Origin of the sequence: Fictibacillus halophilus (assembly GCF_042680145.1) — a bacterium.
Taxonomy (GTDB): Bacteria; Bacillota; Bacilli; order Bacillales; family Fictibacillaceae; genus Fictibacillus; species Fictibacillus halophilus_A.
In genome coordinates, this window is sequence record NZ_JBHTNQ010000001.1 from 2,669,170 (window position 1) to 2,685,341 (window position 16,172).

Here is a 16,172-nt window from a genome sequence, read left to right on the forward strand (position 1 = left end):
AAAAAATTACGGTTAAGTTGACGCCAATATTATATATATTTGGTACGAAAGATTTATACTATGGGTATAGGCCCTTATTTCTTTGAATGATAAAGGAGTTTTCCATTATGAATAGAAAAGTTATGCGCCAAAGGAGAAAAAAACGCCGTCGTATACTTTTTATCTTTGTTCCATTGCTGGTCATTGTACTAGCATCTGTAGGATACGGCTCTTATTTAACATATAAATTAGCAAATGCAACATCCAATGCGAACGAAGAATTAGGTCGCGGAGGTAAATCTGAAAAACGTGAACAGGCAGTTGACCCTTCGGAAGATCACTTCTCCGTTTTATTAGCGGGGGTTGATGACAGTTCTACACGTGGATTTAGTGCGAATGGTGATTATAAAGGTGTCCGAACGGATGCACTTATCTTAGCTACATTCAACCGCGAAGATAAATCAGTAAAAATGGTCAGCATGCCTCGCGACTCAAAAGTTGAGATACCTGGCAGACGAAACACAGACCGTATTGCACATGCTCATTCATATGGCGGTATGGATCTGACAGTCGAGACGGTCGAAGAACTTTTCGATGTTCCAGTCGATTATTATGTAAAATTGAACTTCGATGCTTTCTTAGAGATTATTGATGCTCTTGGCGGTGTTGAGATCAATGTAGAGAAAGAAATCACTGAGCAAAACAGTAAAGACGAAGCAGGAGCTATTCATTTAGAGCCTGGTTTACAAGAACTAGGACCTGAAGAAGCACTTGCTTATGCAAGAACACGTAAGCTTGACTCTGATATTTATCGTGGCGATCGTCAGAAGCAGCTAGTTGAAGCCATAATTAACAAATCTGCACAAATGGAGTCAATCCCGAAATACGGTACCGTAATTGATTCAGTTGGCGACAACATGGCAACGAACTTTACGTTTGGCAATATCTTAGCTCTATTCAAGTATTCAAAATCAATTGATACAATTGAGAACCTGAAGCTTGAAGGTTTCGACGATACGAGCACTGGCGCTTATTACTATGCGCTAGACGAAAATTCAGTAGAAGAAGTATCTGAAAGACTTAAATCTCACTTAGAACTTCCTGGATATGAGTACAACCCAAATACAGAGAGTTCCACAAACGAGTCAGAGGAAAACAGCTCTGAAGATACAGAAACACCTTAATAATATCTTTACAAAATCTTAGTTTAGCTTCCCTATCTTTAGGGAAGCTTTTTTTGTATGCTTTTAGAGAGGTTACAGAATTGTAAAATAACTGGAAATAAGTGATGGTTTAAGTATCCCAACAAAACATGTTACACTTACGAACGTTGTTATTATGAAATTTTTAATATCGGAAAAGATTTATCTATGTAACTAAAATCGAGGTGAAAGACATGAAAAACAATACATTACAGCGGCCTCAACAAATTCGTGAAATTTACTTGGTTCGTGCATTGGCCATTATCGGAGTTATTATGGTCCACTCCACTTCCGGTGTTGTAGCTGCTTTCAACCCAGATTCATCACTTTATGGAGTGTATAACTTTTTAAACATCTTCTTTAAATTCGGTACACCGACATTTATTTTCTTAAGTAGTTTTGTTCTGTTTTTTAATTATTATCACAAGCCGTTAACAAAAGAACGCATAACAAGCTTCTATAAAAAAAGAATGCTTTACATCATCATTCCTTACTTTATCTTTTCTTTCTTATACTTTGCTATGACAGCAACAGTGCAAGGCTATGCAAGTACAGGTGAGATGTTTAAAGCGTTCATTATGGACTTTTTAACAGGTAAAGCATACACACATTTATACTTTGTGTTTATCTCAATCCAGCTTTACATTCTGTTTCCGTTTATCTTAATGTTCTTGAAGAAGTTCCCTAAGGTGACGAAGCACACAATCTGGATTGGTTTTGTCCTTCAATGGGCATTCGTATTGTTGAACCACTACTACTGGCAATATTCATTAAAAGGAAGTATTTCGTTCTCTTATATGTCTTACTATTTCCTTGGAGCCTTTATGGGGATTCACTATCAGCAGATTCATGATTATCTGATTGTGACAAAAGAGAAGCTTTTCTCTAAGAAAGCTCTTGTTTGGATTCCGCTTTGGGCGATTTGGATTGGTACTTCTGCCGGTCACGTTGGTGTATGGTACGCTACTCGTGCAAATGGTGCAATGATTGACTCTAAGATCTATGAATTATTGTGGAATGTTCATACGTTTACTTCTGCTTTAGTTCTGATGCAAATCGCATACTGGTTATACCGTAACCTGCATGAAAAAGTATTGAACGTAATGATTCACTTAGGTGTTGTATCATTCGGTGTTTACTTGATCCATCCGATCTTGCTGTTAATCGCACGAAAAGTGCTTGTGACATCAGATCCAACTCTGTACCATGTTTCGGTAGCAGTAATGTTCTTATTTGCACTGATCGGTTCATGGATTATTGTAGGAAACATCATGAAGTTCAAAGAATCTTGGGTACTATTCGGACCAAAACCGAAGAATCCTTATGTACCTTCTACTAAAAAAGAAGCTTATCAAGCTTCATAATTCTATGTATAGGAACTGACTCGTAATCGAGTCAGTTCTTTTTTATGGATTGAAACAGGAATCTCTCGAATAAGACAGTTATTCTCGCGAGAACGGATATTAATCTCACAATTTTTCACTGTAATCTCACGGAAATTTCAATATACTCGCGAGTCGACAATCACCATAACCTCTCCAAATCTCTCTCACTCACAAAAAAAGCTGATACAAAAGGGCACTACACCCTCTCAATATCAGCTTTTAACTCATTTAATTCTTTTCCTGCATGGTTGTTAATACATGTGCAGCCATATAATAACCTTCACTGCCCTGTAACTTTTTATTAGTCTTTAAACGTTTTTGGAGCGTTTCGTCTATAAATCCCTTTTCTACCGCAACATCCCAAGCATCTTCATGAGCTACTACTGTATTGTTGAGTACAAGGATCATTTGTGCAGCTTTGTTTCGAGTAAGAATATCAGTTTCTTCGCCGATTAACTCATTCATTTCTTTTGAACTAAATTTTTGTATTTGATCCGGCAGCATATGTTTCACACCATTACTCAATAATTTACCGAAAGCCCCTTCACTAATTGGCTTGTTTACAGGGTATTCGTTTTTATATCCCCCGTAAATTAAACCGTAATTAATCAAAGGCTTAATTTCATCATAGAACCACTCGCCTTTATAAGGGAAATCAACATTAAACGGATAGATGTTTGCTCCTTGATCTTTTAAGATAGTTTGTAGTTCTTTGATTAGCTTTTTATCCTGAGACAACTTTCTAAAGGTAACAGCATTTTCAATGGAAAGCGCTGAAGCTGCACCAGCTGCATCCCCTAGCGTCATCCCAACTGGTACAACACGTGCACTCCCTGCAGCAAGTGAGCTGTATCCAGCTGCCTTACTCGCTATAAGAAGGTTATCCGTCTTAAGCGGTACTAAAGAACGAAACGGAATAGCATATTGCTCTGGCGCGGAAACAACAAATCCATAATCAGCAGGAGATGTTGCTTGAACATCTACAGGGTAAGCCCCGAACCCGATAGAATCCCAGTGATCATTATTTTCCCACACATCTGTCATTGGCAATTGATATTCGGCAAGAACATGACGTGTTTCCCTTACATACAATTCTTCAGGGAAACTTGCGATCTCTGCATTCTCAAAACCAGGGAAGTTCTTTTTCAAATATTTTAAGATATGTTTTGTTTCTTCTTTACCCATCTCAATTGCTTTTTCCTTATCGCTATCAAGCAATCCGTTAATGCCAAAAATCTGCAAAGCATTAATATATAACGTACCATCTTCTTGACGAACCACATTTAACCCTCTTAAACGCATCATCGGATCATTTGCTTTATAAACACGGTGGAACTTTCCATAGCCCCAAGCCACATTTCCATGAACTTCACCACCGCCAAAAACGCCATCCTTAGATGCTTGCGTGAATTTCGCCCAATCTACCCCTTTAAAGTGCATAACAAGGGTTACAGCCATTTTTCGATCTTCTAACCCGATATCGGCTCCGCCTTTAAAATAAGGTGTACCTGCTTTATATGCAAGATCCGCATCTTGTGTAGCATCAATAAACCGTTTGGCAGATACAGTTTTCTTTTTTCCATCTTCGGCTGTAATAGTGATGCCAGTAAGCGTATTACCTTCCATAACAGCGTCATTTAATGTAGTGTTCAAAGAAAGTGTTAAATTTTCTTCGTCTTGGACCATTTTCATAAATGCGTCTTTTGCGACATCGATATCAAAGCCAATTTTTTTATCGACTAACTTGAACCATTCTAAAAAAGAACCTTGATTTGCCCAATTCCCATTGATGTCATGACTTACATCTAAAAAATTAAGAGCTCCATATGTAAATAAGCCTCCTAAGCCGTCACGGTGCTCAATCAGCAATGTTTTTGATCCGTTTCTTGCTGCTGATACTGCCGCGGCAACCCCTTCTGGCTCACCGCCAACCACGATCACATCATATTGTTCATTTATTTCTGGTGTCTTGTATGGTTCAACATCCAGATTTAGACCTGAATTAGCGCCAGTAGTAGCAATTGATTCAGGATACGGATAAATCTTTTTTATAAATACAAATGCCAGTACCAGAATAACTAACAATCCTCCTGATACTACCCACCTTAACCATCCTTTATTTCTCATCCCCACAACATCCTTCGTAACAAAAATTTAACATAAAATTAGTATATCAGACAATTTTTACCCAGTACACTGCTAGTTTTGTCGATTTTTGCCGAAATTTCCTTTACAGTAAATATACAGAATCTTTACAAAAGAAAAGCGCACTGGGTATAATTTATATAATTTATTAAACAGTTGTTTAAACGGGGGTGTCGATTTGCAACAACGAAAAACTGCATTTTTTGGAACTCTTTTCTTTATTTTTACTATTTCTATGCTTTTAAAAGCTGTTTTTACTCGATATATATTATTTCAAGATATTAATTTGTTAGATACCATTTCGCTTGAACTTAGCTATATCCTTCTTTTTGCTTGTCTTATTGAATACATAGTAAAAAACAAGCTGAAATTTCCGCTTTACTTGATGTTAAATTTGCTGCTATCCACGCTATTTTTTGGAATTGCCGTTTACCACTCTTACTTCGGCAACATTCCAACCTATTATGCCCTAATGCAAGCTGGACAAGTAGGCGCTGTAAAAGATAGTGTGACGCAGCTGATTCAGCCCGAATATTTTCTTCTATATGCTGATTTTCTTGTAATGATAGGAGTTCTCTTAACTAGAAAACTTCCCTTATATACGAATTTAAAACTTTCAAAAACCAAGGTAATCGGTCCGATTTTAGCGCTTTCCTTTGCAGTTTGTTTAGCCAATTTATTTCTTCATAAAAATGAGATTATAACAAACTCTGCGCTAGCTGCAGAAACGAAAGGAATCTTTAATTTTGAAGCCCTGCAGGCTTATTATGGACCAAACGGCGGACTTCCTCAAGCTGCTGCTCTAACGGATAAAGAGCTGAAAAGTGAAGAAACAATTCAAGATAAAATCAATGAAATTAAAGGCATTGAGGAAATTCCCGACTCGGAGCGTCAATACTTTGGAGCGGCAAAGGGCCGCAATCTGATTTTAATTCAGTTCGAGTCAATGCAAGACTTCCCAATCGGCTTGAAGATCGATGGCAGAGAAGTAACTCCGAACATGAACAAGCTGATACAAAACAGCTTTTATTTTAATAACCTTTATCAGCAGACTGGTGCCGGGAATACGTCTGATGCCGAATTTATCGCAAACACGTCACTCTACCCTGCTGGAATGGTTGCGACATCAACGTTTTTTGAGAAAAAAGCATTTCCGAGTATGCCTAAACTTCTAAAAGAAGAAGGCTATGAAACCTTTACGCTTCATGCCGATAAGGTTGATTTTTGGAATCGTGTAGAGTTATATCCTTCGCTAGGTTTTGATAAGTATTATGCTTTAGAGTTTTTCGGTAAGGAAGACCTTATTGGACTTGGTCCCTCTGATGAAGTGATGTTTAAAAAAGGAATGCCGCTGTTAAAGGACTTACAAGCCAAAGATAAACCTTTTTATGCACATTTTATCTCAATGACAAGCCATCATCCTTATGAGATTCCTGCTGATAAAGAAGTGTTTGAACTTCCGGCAAAATATAAGAGTTCAATTGTTGGAAAGTATATTCAAGCGATCAGCTACAACGACATGGTATTGGGCAAGTTCATCGAGCAGCTAAAAGCTGAAGGAATGTGGGAAAATACAGTTCTTTCGTTTTATGGGGATCATATGGGGATGCACCACACAATGTTTAAGGAAAAAGACCCTGAGATTTTGAAGGAATTCCTCGGTCATGAGTATACAAAGATCGACCGCTTCAATGTTCCATTTGTTATTACAGCCCCAGGAATAACTGATGGCGGAATGACTTCCGATCAGCTCGCCGGTCAGCTTGATATGATGCCAACGCTGGCTAACTTGTTAGGAGTATCGTTGAAAGATTATGTTCATTTTGGCCAAGATCTGTTGAATCATAAGGAAAACTTAATTGGTATGCGCTACTATATGCCAGCTGGATCGTTCTTTAATGATCATATTGTGTTTCAGCCTGAAAAATCATTTGATGATGGCGAGGCACTGACACTTGAAACAGCAACTAAGGTACCACATGCGCCATATAAGCAAGATTATGACCGGATTTTGAAGTTATTGGGCTTGTCTGATCAGTATTTAAAGTCGTTGCCGGAAAAGTAAGTTCTTACGAATTGTAACACTACACAATAAGGGAAAAATGAAGCTCTGCTAAGATTAATTAGCAGAGCTTTGTGGTGTAATCTCACAGATTTATACGGGAATCTCACGAAAATGGATGACAATCTCACGAGTTCTTCCTTTAATCTCACGAAAATTAAAATATACTCGCGAGCCGACACATATTGACAAATAAACAACCCTGTCAGAACGCCTTAAAGCATCCTAACAGGGTTTAAGTTATTGTACAAACAGCTCAATCGCTTGTTTCGCCGTATCTTTCGCTTTCGCAGTTAATGGACCAACAGCTGCAGCCAACTTCTCTTTCTCTTGCGGCAAAGCCTCTAAATGGCGACGTAACGCTGCAGCTAACTCATCGCTCGTCCACTTACCATCAACATGACCAAACACTGGCTGATTGGCTTGCTCAGAGAATGCATCAATCTTAGGGTCATAGGACAATGCTAGGAAAGGCGTGTTCATGATTCCCGCAAAGATCAACGCATGAAGTCTCATCGCTAACAGCATGTCAGACAAGCCAATAATTGATACCTTCTCTTCGATCGAAGCATCATAAGGTGCAACATACGCTTTTTCACTCATCATCGCCAAAATCTCACGGGAAGTATCATCATCATGCTTATCATGCATCGGGATAAAAACAACCTCGTTCCCTCTGCGAGTAAAATCATCCAGTGCTTCAGCGATCTTCTTTTTAAAATCGGTAGTTGTCGGCCACTCCCGAACAGATACGGTCAATACCGGCTTTGTATACCCTTGCTGCTGGTACCACTCAGACTTCGGCTCATCCATATGAAAACCAAGCACCGGATCCGGAACAAGCTCCATCTCATTGCGAAGACCGATATCTCTCAACAATTGAATTGATCCCGTATCACGAAGCGTAATCTTCCCTGCTTTTTTTAGCATCATTCTCGTTAAGAACTGACTCACTGATTTATCGATCGGCCCCATTCCTTGCGAATAGATAAAGAATGGTTTCCCTGCCATCCGTGCCAGCATCATGATACCCGTATAATACGGAATGCTCTTCATGCCCGTTTTATCCTGCAGCAAGCTTCCCCCACCAGAGATCAATCCATCAGACGTTTTCAACACCGCAAAAACATCTTTCATCTGCCAGCGGTTGATGGCATCAACGCCATAGGTTCTCTTTGTAAATTCAGGATCGTTGGATAGAACCACGATCTTGATATCTGGTTTTTGTTCTTTTAAAGCGGAGATGATGGACAACAAAATCGCCTCATCCCCGATGTTGTTAAATCCATAATAACCTGATAAAACTACTTTCATTGTATCCACCTTTCACGTACGTAAGGGTACAACTTATCTTTTATTGCTTTATAAACTGCGATCATTATAAGTCCGATTACGAGTCCGATGACAAGTGCGTACACGGAGCGCAGAACGGACAGTAGTAAAGGTATGTGCAGATGTGTAAATGTGTTCATCATCGATGCGAATCCAATCGCACCCACTACTAAGAAAGCACTTGCGATTCCTGCATATTTACGGAACAGATAAAGTCCGAACACAAAGAACGGGAATCCGATTAAGAATTCTTTCGTACGCGGACGAACGAACATCAGCTCTTCAAGCTTGCTTCTAAATGTTAATTCAAGTGCACTTGCTGTTCCTGCGTTTCCAGAACGGCTTAAGTAGTATGCACCGATAATAGCTACTACTCCCAACAATAAAACGTGCCAATAACGTACTGGACTTGATAAGATTTCTCCGTACTTTTGCAGAGATGCTGCTTTATTGATACGAAGACCTAGAACTACAGCAGTCACTAATATAGGTAATGCCAGCAACACTTTAATTCCTCGGAATTCCTCCAGTTTATAGAGATAAGCATCACCGTATAAAAGTGTTGAAACAAGCCATGCACCCGCAAATACAATTAAAGCTGCAAGCACATAATTTTTAATAATACCTTTTATGTTTGAAACGTTCTTAGCGCGAAGAACTGCCCAGATTGGAGCAGCGACTGCAACAAGCAGCGAAAAGCCTTTTAACAACATACTAACCCCAAGAAGTAAGTATCCAGCTGATATAGCGAGACCACCGATTAAAGCTAATAGTGCAAGTTTTTTATGAATGGACGCTGCTGCCAATGCTAAAAATACAGAACCACCTAAGAAAGCAAACAACTGAAGAAGTTTGTAATCTTTCATATCTTTAAATGGCTGAGCTTCCCCCGTTTTAAAGTAGCCTGGGGCTTCAGCATGAAATTCATTAATTTCTTTAATCAAATTTTTGAATTCATCGTCAGCTGTTGTGTCATCTTCTCGTTCAACTTTTACTAAAAGCGTTCGAATGTTACGTTCCTTAACAGCTCTTAAGAGTCTTTCAGACGCTGCGTTTTCACCTGTCCGATTTTCCGAATACAATCGCTCTACATCATCATTCATTTCTTTCGCAAAGGTTTGCATACCCTTTTGCGGATAACCTTCAATAGCAATAACATCATAATCGTTCGCTTTCAGTTGATTAGCGTATTCGACCATTTTCCCGTCTTTTGTTCCCTCATAACCAACTACTTCTTTCCCGATAAATAAGACCTTATCTACTTCATTTTTAGGGAACTTCAACAACTGTTTCATCATCATATCGTTACTTGCATGACCATTTTTATCAGTAGAACTATAATTGTTTTCTATACGTGGAACAACTTGAAAACCATTTGATACGATTTCATTGTATTTATCCTGATTGAAATAACCTAACGATTTTTCTTCCATATCTGTAACAGCTTCATCTTTGTCTACTATACCTTCTATAAAATAAAACTTCTGTCCATTAATATTCATTTCAGAAATTTCATCTTCAAATGTCTGTTTTAAATAAGGCTCGGATTTATGCCCTTCCCCATTAAGGTATTTAATAAAAATACCATCTTTTTTAGGAAGGTCCACCATATTCGATGATCCAGATAAAGCAAAATAATTTCGTATATCCTGCTTCCGAAGAATGGCTACAACCCCTTGCGTATTAAGGGAATTAAGCGTTTCTGGCTCAAATGTAACAGAATGTACCTTCGCTTCCTTCAACCCTTTATAAATCTCTTCTGTAGAAACATCTTCACTTTTTAAAATTTCTAGGTCCGTATACGGAACCATCACTTCATATGTATTGTTTGCTGACTCAGTTTTGATGCGTTCGTAAATCATGGGGCTTGTAAGCAGCAAGGATACAATCAATAGGCCGAATAATACTTTTTTCAACAAAGAACATTCCTTTCTCAGGTCGTGGTGCTTTTATTTTACCTTAATATCGGTATTCTTATAAAGAGCGGCAAGAGATACCCATAAAATAAAGGACACCAGCTAACTGATGTCCTTTTTCATTTTTATTTTCCGACTCTCGGATTCGTTTTAAGTCCGTAAAAAATCTTTCTTAAAAATTTATTTACAGGCGCGTGATCTTTTCCAACCAAACCGATTCGTTCAGCGATAAACTGAGTAATCAGAAGCAACACGGAAAGGATTAAGAGTGATCCCCAAAGTGTTGTTAAGTTGAAAAGAATTGCAGCGAGTCCGAACAGTGCACTCATCGCGTAAATCACAAGTACCGTCTGGCGGTGAGACATTCCGCTATTTAATAAGCAGTGATGTAAATGCGATTTATCTGGTGCAGATAATGGCTTTTTGTTCAAGAATCTGCGGATGATCGCAAACAATGTGTCTGAGATCGGTACACCAAGAATGATAATCGGAACAACGAGTGAGAATAATGTGATGTTCTTAAATCCTAAAAGAGAAAGAACAGCAATCATGTATCCTAAGAATAGCGCTCCAGTGTCTCCCATAAAAATCTTTGCTGGATGCCAGTTGTAAACCAAAAATCCTAAAGTACTTCCAAGCAAGATGATACCAAGAGCTGCAACAAGAACGTTGCCGTTGTATATCGCCATTCCTGAGATGGTGATTAATACCGTTGAGGATACCCCTGCTGCAAGTCCGTCCAATCCATCAATTAAGTTGATGGCATTCGTAATTCCGATAATCCATAAAAGAGTTAAAGGAATACCAAGGAATCCAAGACTTAACCGGTAATCAAATGGCAGGTTGATGAAATGAACTTCTACTCCACCATAAATGACGATACCAGCTGCGATAACTTGCCCTAGCATTTTCACTTTAGGGGAAAGCTCATAAATATCATCAAAAACACCAGTGATGATTATGACGATCGCTCCAAGTACAATTGGAACCGTGTATTGGCTCGCCGGCTGAACGATAAGTACTCCGAGCACGAAGCTGATAAAAATCGCTAATCCGCCTAAACGCGGCATAATTCTTTGATGAACTTTTCTCTGGTTGGGCTTATCCGTTGCACCAACGAAAAAGGCGAACCTTTTAACGACCGGTGTCAAAAGAACCGACGCAATAAAACATATTAATAATGCCCAGTAAGTCATAGTTACACTCCCCAATTGGCGTGATAATTATTGTTAGTAAAACGCAATTTTTTGTTGTATTAATTTTCGACAAAAATCATCTTTTAATTTATACACAGAGAAAATTATAGCATAGATAAATTCGGTTTTGTGTGAAAAAATCGTTAACAAATTATTAAATTAATGAAAGCGTTTTTCTGCTAAAGTTAGTTTCCGCTAAACACTTAAGCATTATTTTTAGAAACCCTGCCAAATCGACCCAATTTCTTTCCGATAACCGGTAAAGATTGTAATTCTTCTACTGTCATTCCCTTTGTTAGCAAAATGAAAACCGTATATAGCGCACCGCCGATTATTATCGCAACACCTGCATACAATAAGCTTGCAAGTCGTCCAGAAATATCAAGCAATAATGTTGGATAACCAATAGCGAATCCCATGATCAAACTACCGATTGTAAAGGTTAATATGGAGCGATTAATGAATGGCAGTTTAAACGTTTGTTTAATAACGAGCGCATTTGCCACTGTTATGATAATGTAAATGATCAATGTAGCTAGGGCCGCCCCTAACAAGCCGTATTGTGAAATCAGCATAAAGTTTAACAATGCTTTTCCGATCCCAGCTGCCACGATAATGACTGCCGCTGCTGTTGGACGATTGATCCCTTGCAGAATTCCTGTTCCAAGGACTGCGAGTGAAGTAAACACCGAACTGAAGCTCACGATTGCAACAACCAAACTTCCTTCATCATTTGTAAAAAGCGCGATGTTTAATGGAAGAGTTAATGCAGCAATCCCTACTGCTGCTGGCCAAGAGAATAAATGCGTTAAATTGAACGAGCGTTTAATTACTCTATTCGCTTCACTCATCTCGTTTTTGGCTATTTTCCCCGTAATTAATGGGATTAACGGCAAAACGATTGAAGTTGAGAATACAGTCGCAATCTGAACAAGCGAAGTACCACGTGCATAAATACCGTTTAAGTAAAAGGTTTCTTTCGCTGTATTACCTGCCATTTTTAGTGCTGAAGGAATAGTCAATGAGTCAACAACATTCAACAATGCCATCGTCAATGCTCCTACACAAATCGGCAAAGAAAGCTTTAATATGTGCTTACTCGACGTTTTAAACGCCTCTAAAGTATATGGACGATTCGAGCCAGGTTTAAGTTTCGATTTTTGAAAAAGAATTCGTAAATAAATTAAAGAAATCAGTGCCGCAATCGCTGAACCCGCCATCGTACCTGCTGCAATCGTTTCGTTGTCCGCTTGAATGGAAACAAAATAATAAGCGGCCACGATCACGAGCGCCACACGAATAAACTGCTCAATCACTTGTGAGTAAGCAGTTGGCTTCATGTCCTCGTAACCTTGGAAAAAACCTCTGTAAACCGCCATGTATGGTGCAATCAAAAGTGTAATGGAAACTACAATAAGTGAACTTCTTGTTTCCTGTCCACCCAGGATTTCTGCTATTTGATAGGAAAATCCATATAAAAAGCTAAAAGAGAGAATACCGAAAATGACGGCTAAGATTCCTGCCGTGTTAAAAATGTTTCGGATTTCAGTATCCTCGCCTTTTGCTCGCGCTTCTGAAATTAATTTTGAAATTGCAATCGGAATTCCTGCCACTGACAAAATTAGCGCCGTCATGTATACAGGATAAACGAGACTGAAAATCCCGAGTACATCATCACCAGCAATATTTTGCAATGGAATTCGGAAAACAGAACCTAGGAATTTAGATAAAAAGGTCGCAATCGTTAAGATAAGTGCTCCCCTGATAAAAGTATTTTTACTCATGCTTACCCGTCACCTTTTGCTGGATTACTTTTAATGCAAAATGCGGAAGGCTAAGCTGGCGTTTCCATCGAGATGGCTGCTTCATCAATCGGTAAGCCCATTCAAGGTTCATCTTCTGCCAGAATTCAGGTGCGCGTTGAACCGCTCCAGCAAGAACATCAAACGATCCGCCGATTCCCATGAACACACCTTTTTCGAACTTGTCCATGTTCTGACCGATCCAAAGTTCCTGTCTTGGAACACCTAATGCAGTAAAAATCAGATCCGGTTTCGTACGCTGAATCTCATTTGGAATGTGATCATCGTTCCAGTCAAAGAAACCATGATGAGCACCTGCAATTTTCACATTCGGAAATTGCGTCATGATTTCAGTAACTGTTTTTTGAAGCACTTCATCTTGAGCGCCTAAAAGATAAACACTGTATCCTTTTTCGTTAGCAATCTGAAGAAGCCCCATAAACGTTTCAAAACCTGTTACACGTTCAGGAAGAGGATTCCCAAGGAGTCCCGCCGCTTTAACTACACCAATACCATCAGCCGTTACATAGTTTGCTTTTTCAACTACTGCTCGGTAGTTTTCATCTTCACGAACCTTCATTACGATCTCTGGATTCGCTGTTACAACAAACGTCTTCTCTTCTCTTTCCAAATGTCCGCTTAATGTATTTAAGAATTCAAATAATGTTGAGTTTACGAAATCTACTCCAAGAATTCGAACTGTATTTTTCAATGAAAGTCACCACTTTTTCCTTAATTAACTTTGCGTCATTTAGCAAAGTTTACCTATTTTAAATAAAACACTAATAAATATATCATAAAACGGCCCTAAACTATATGGTCTGTAACTATATGTTTCATCTTATATAGGTCGTCTTCCACTTTAGTTTTTGAGGGAGGTGGTTGGATTATCCAGTATTTCTGTAAATGATGTGCTGTTTGTGGAGTGAAAATGATGCTGGGAGAACGCCTAAGAGACATCAGAAATGGTAATCTCACGAGAACGCGTGATAATCTCACGAGTTTGGGCCATATTCACACGAGAATTTACTATAATCTCACTAAAATGAATCTCATACTCGCGAATCGACAATCCCGACAAATATTCATTCTAAATCCTATTATGTAAACAAAAAGCCCAACATCCAGGGACACTCACCCCTTTCAGTCAGGCTCTTCATTTATTCAGCTAATTCTAAAATCCCCATATTTTTTGTACCATAAGATGCAGGACCACCATGGCTATAAATATAAGCTTTTGTTGAATATTTAACACCCTCTAAATTCTTAGGTACTACTTCAAGCCATGTACCTTCATTTTCTGTTTCAACAGTGTCCAAAACAAGTACAGGTGTACCTGTCCATTTAAAATCATATAGCTTGTTTGAATTGTCTAAAGGAACAGTTGGTGTGCTTCTAACTTTAGTTCTAGCATTTTCAACTAGGGTAACTGCAATATCGTATTTGTTGCGTTCTTTCCCGCCTAATTTTTCATCGACTTGGTTCATGAAGCCGGCAATCTTTTGACCCCAATACGGATCAGTTGCATAAAAAACATTCATTCCTAAATCTTTATTTCCTAAAAAGGCTTCGTTATAGCGATAAGAAGATTCTAGAAAATAATTATCTTCTTTCTTTTTTATGAGATTATACACAAGTGCATCCAAGTTTGCATCATAGGATAGGAACGTAGTCAATCCGTCAGTTCCATCTTGGGCACCAATTCCGAAAAGGTTTTTTCGGGCAATTGCCTTTTCATTTGTTCCCCACTTGCTCTCGTGAATGGCATGTGCCAAGAGATACATCGCATTGATGTTATGTTCTTGTTCAATGGCTTTGAACTTTTCACCCATTGTTTCAAGAATTGTGCTTTCAACACCATTAGGTTTATGTTCCTTCACAAACTTATTTAATTCTTCAGCCGTGTATGACGTTTTTGTGTAAAGCGGCATCATATTGAAATATTGGTAGGCCGTATACTTTTCTCCGTCGATCTTGCTTGTATACGTGCTTCCGTTGTCACTGTAATACTCGCCGTCTGGCATATCTGAGTCGCTCTTTCCATATTTGTAGGGTGCATAGTAGCTATTAGTACGTGCGTTAAATGTGTAGTGATATAAGTAGCCATTATCCACTTTATAGTAGCTTCTGCCTTTAATCTGAATCTCAGGAATCAGTAATGCATTTTCCATATCTATAAAACCAGTTTTTGTTCCAAACTTTACTTTAACAGTATTTTCGCTAGATTCGATGTATTCGGCCGCTGTACCGCTCTCCAAACCAATCAAATTGTATCCTGCTTGGTCTTCAATATCGACCGTAGCTGAAGCTGTACTGTTTGTCACTTGCCCCTTCTTCATGTAAACAATCTGATCGTCTTTCATGACAACATCGTTCACACCCGTTGCTGCTGCCTTTGCTTCTGCAAAACTTGAATATTCTTTTCCTTTTACTGTTTCATTTGCTGTTGCAGTGGCTACAAAATATTTTGGTTCCACTGGAGCAGGCTCTTCATACTTCTTTAATACATCCAGCATTCGAACCAAAAAAGCAGAAGTCATTCCGCGAGTTGAGTTACCATTTGGGTCAAGATAGTTATTATAACCATTTAAGATTTCTGCTCCTACCATCTGTGCAACCGGAATCTTCGCATAATCACTTACCTTTTTTACATCTTTGTAGCTTGATATATCCTTTTCAGGTAAGGTAATACCTTTAGTTTCAAAAGCCTTACTAATCATTTTAGCGATTTCTTGACGAGTTACAGTTCCATTTGGATCAAAGGTCCCATCGGTCCTACCATTAACTATGCCTAATTGTGCAGCTTGCTGAACCTTATTGTAAAACCAATCCTTCGTTTTAACATCTGAAAAGTTTTTAGGAGATGTCACGACTAAATCTTCTTCTCCTAAAATATGAATGATAAGTTTGGCAAACTGTGCACGGGTTACATTTTCTTTAGGTTTATAAACAATTTTACCGTTCTCTTCAAAGCCCTCAAGAATACCTAGCTCTATCAATCTTCTCATTTCATCCTTAAATTGCTCACCATCTAAACCATCATTTGCCGTAGCGCTTTGAACTCCTAAACCAAACAAAAGCACAAACGGTAATACAAACAAACACAAAAACTTCTTCAAATTTTCCCCTCCAAAATAATATTTTTCCGTTTAC

The 16,172-nt window shown here is 38.6% G+C and carries 10 protein-coding genes; 3 read left to right on the forward strand and 7 right to left on the reverse strand.

Translation table 11 applies throughout. The annotated features are described in order from the left end of the window. Positions 1–107: 107 nt before the first annotated feature. Together ACFQ4X_RS13720 and ACFQ4X_RS13725 are read left to right on the forward strand one after the other, a co-directional pair. Positions 108–1,163 (forward strand): LCP family protein, encoded by a 1,056-nt coding sequence (locus tag ACFQ4X_RS13720; protein ID WP_379835975.1) that lies wholly within the window; start codon positions 108–110, stop codon positions 1,161–1,163. A gap of 212 nt (positions 1,164–1,375) precedes the next feature. Then, positions 1,376–2,545 (forward strand): acyltransferase, encoded by a 1,170-nt coding sequence (locus ACFQ4X_RS13725; protein ID WP_379835977.1) that lies wholly within the window; start codon positions 1,376–1,378, stop codon positions 2,543–2,545. Between the two features lie 249 nt (positions 2,546–2,794). Here ACFQ4X_RS13725 and ACFQ4X_RS13730 read toward each other — a convergent pair whose 3' ends face one another. Beyond that, positions 2,795–4,693, reverse strand: coding sequence for an FAD-dependent oxidoreductase (locus ACFQ4X_RS13730; RefSeq protein ID WP_379835979.1), 1,899 nt, complete (start codon positions 4,691–4,693; stop codon positions 2,795–2,797). A 196-nt stretch (positions 4,694–4,889) separates the two neighbouring features. Between ACFQ4X_RS13730 and ACFQ4X_RS13735 the strand changes: the two genes are divergently transcribed. Next, on the forward strand, positions 4,890–6,776 hold the full coding sequence (locus ACFQ4X_RS13735) for an LTA synthase family protein (protein ID WP_379835981.1): 1,887 nt from the start codon (positions 4,890–4,892) through the stop codon (positions 6,774–6,776). Positions 6,777–7,013: 237 nt separating this feature from the next. Here ACFQ4X_RS13735 and csaB read toward each other — a convergent pair whose 3' ends face one another. The 6 genes from csaB to ACFQ4X_RS13765 form a co-directional block, all read right to left on the reverse strand. Further along, positions 7,014–8,087, reverse strand: coding sequence for a polysaccharide pyruvyl transferase CsaB (csaB, locus tag ACFQ4X_RS13740; protein ID WP_379835983.1), 1,074 nt, complete (start codon positions 8,085–8,087; stop codon positions 7,014–7,016). Next, a complete protein-coding gene (locus ACFQ4X_RS13745) occupies positions 8,084–10,021 on the reverse strand; it encodes a DUF5693 family protein (protein WP_379835985.1) in 1,938 nt (645 codons plus the stop codon). Before ACFQ4X_RS13745 ends, csaB begins: the two co-directional genes overlap by 4 nt. 125 nt (positions 10,022–10,146) lie before the next feature. After that, positions 10,147–11,217: a glycosyltransferase family 4 protein gene (locus ACFQ4X_RS13750; protein ID WP_066292937.1), complete on the reverse strand. Its 1,071-nt coding sequence runs from the start codon at positions 11,215–11,217 to the stop codon at positions 10,147–10,149. Between the two features lie 203 nt (positions 11,218–11,420). Next, the gene (locus ACFQ4X_RS13755; RefSeq protein WP_379835987.1) at positions 11,421–13,001 is read right to left on the reverse strand and encodes a putative polysaccharide biosynthesis protein; all 1,581 of its coding nucleotides are present in this window, start codon (positions 12,999–13,001) and stop codon (positions 11,421–11,423) included. Next, entirely contained in the window at positions 12,994–13,731 is a 738-nt protein-coding gene (locus ACFQ4X_RS13760) for a WecB/TagA/CpsF family glycosyltransferase (RefSeq protein WP_379835989.1), read from the reverse strand. Before ACFQ4X_RS13760 ends, ACFQ4X_RS13755 begins: the two co-directional genes overlap by 8 nt. Before the next feature lie 448 nt (positions 13,732–14,179). Next, complete coding sequence (locus ACFQ4X_RS13765; protein ID WP_379835991.1) at positions 14,180–16,138, reverse strand: S-layer homology domain-containing protein; 1,959 nt, start codon at positions 16,136–16,138, stop codon at positions 14,180–14,182. Positions 16,139–16,172 lie beyond the last annotated feature (34 nt).

Bases quoted from the DNA above. Each gene is read 5' to 3' on its own strand.
- ACFQ4X_RS13730 (WP_379835979.1), bottom strand. From the start codon at position 4,693: ATGAGAAATAAAGGATGGTTAAGGTGGGTAGTATCAGGAGGATTGTTA.
- csaB (WP_379835983.1), bottom strand. From the start codon at position 8,087: ATGAAAGTAGTTTTATCAGGTTATTATGGATTTAACAACATCGGGGAT.
- ACFQ4X_RS13720 (WP_379835975.1), top strand. From the start codon at position 108: ATGAATAGAAAAGTTATGCGCCAAAGGAGAAAAAAACGCCGTCGTATA.
- ACFQ4X_RS13755 (WP_379835987.1), bottom strand. From the start codon at position 13,001: ATGAGTAAAAATACTTTTATCAGGGGAGCACTTATCTTAACGATTGCG.
- ACFQ4X_RS13725 (WP_379835977.1), top strand. From the start codon at position 1,376: ATGAAAAACAATACATTACAGCGGCCTCAACAAATTCGTGAAATTTAC.
- ACFQ4X_RS13750 (WP_066292937.1), bottom strand. From the start codon at position 11,217: ATGACTTACTGGGCATTATTAATATGTTTTATTGCGTCGGTTCTTTTG.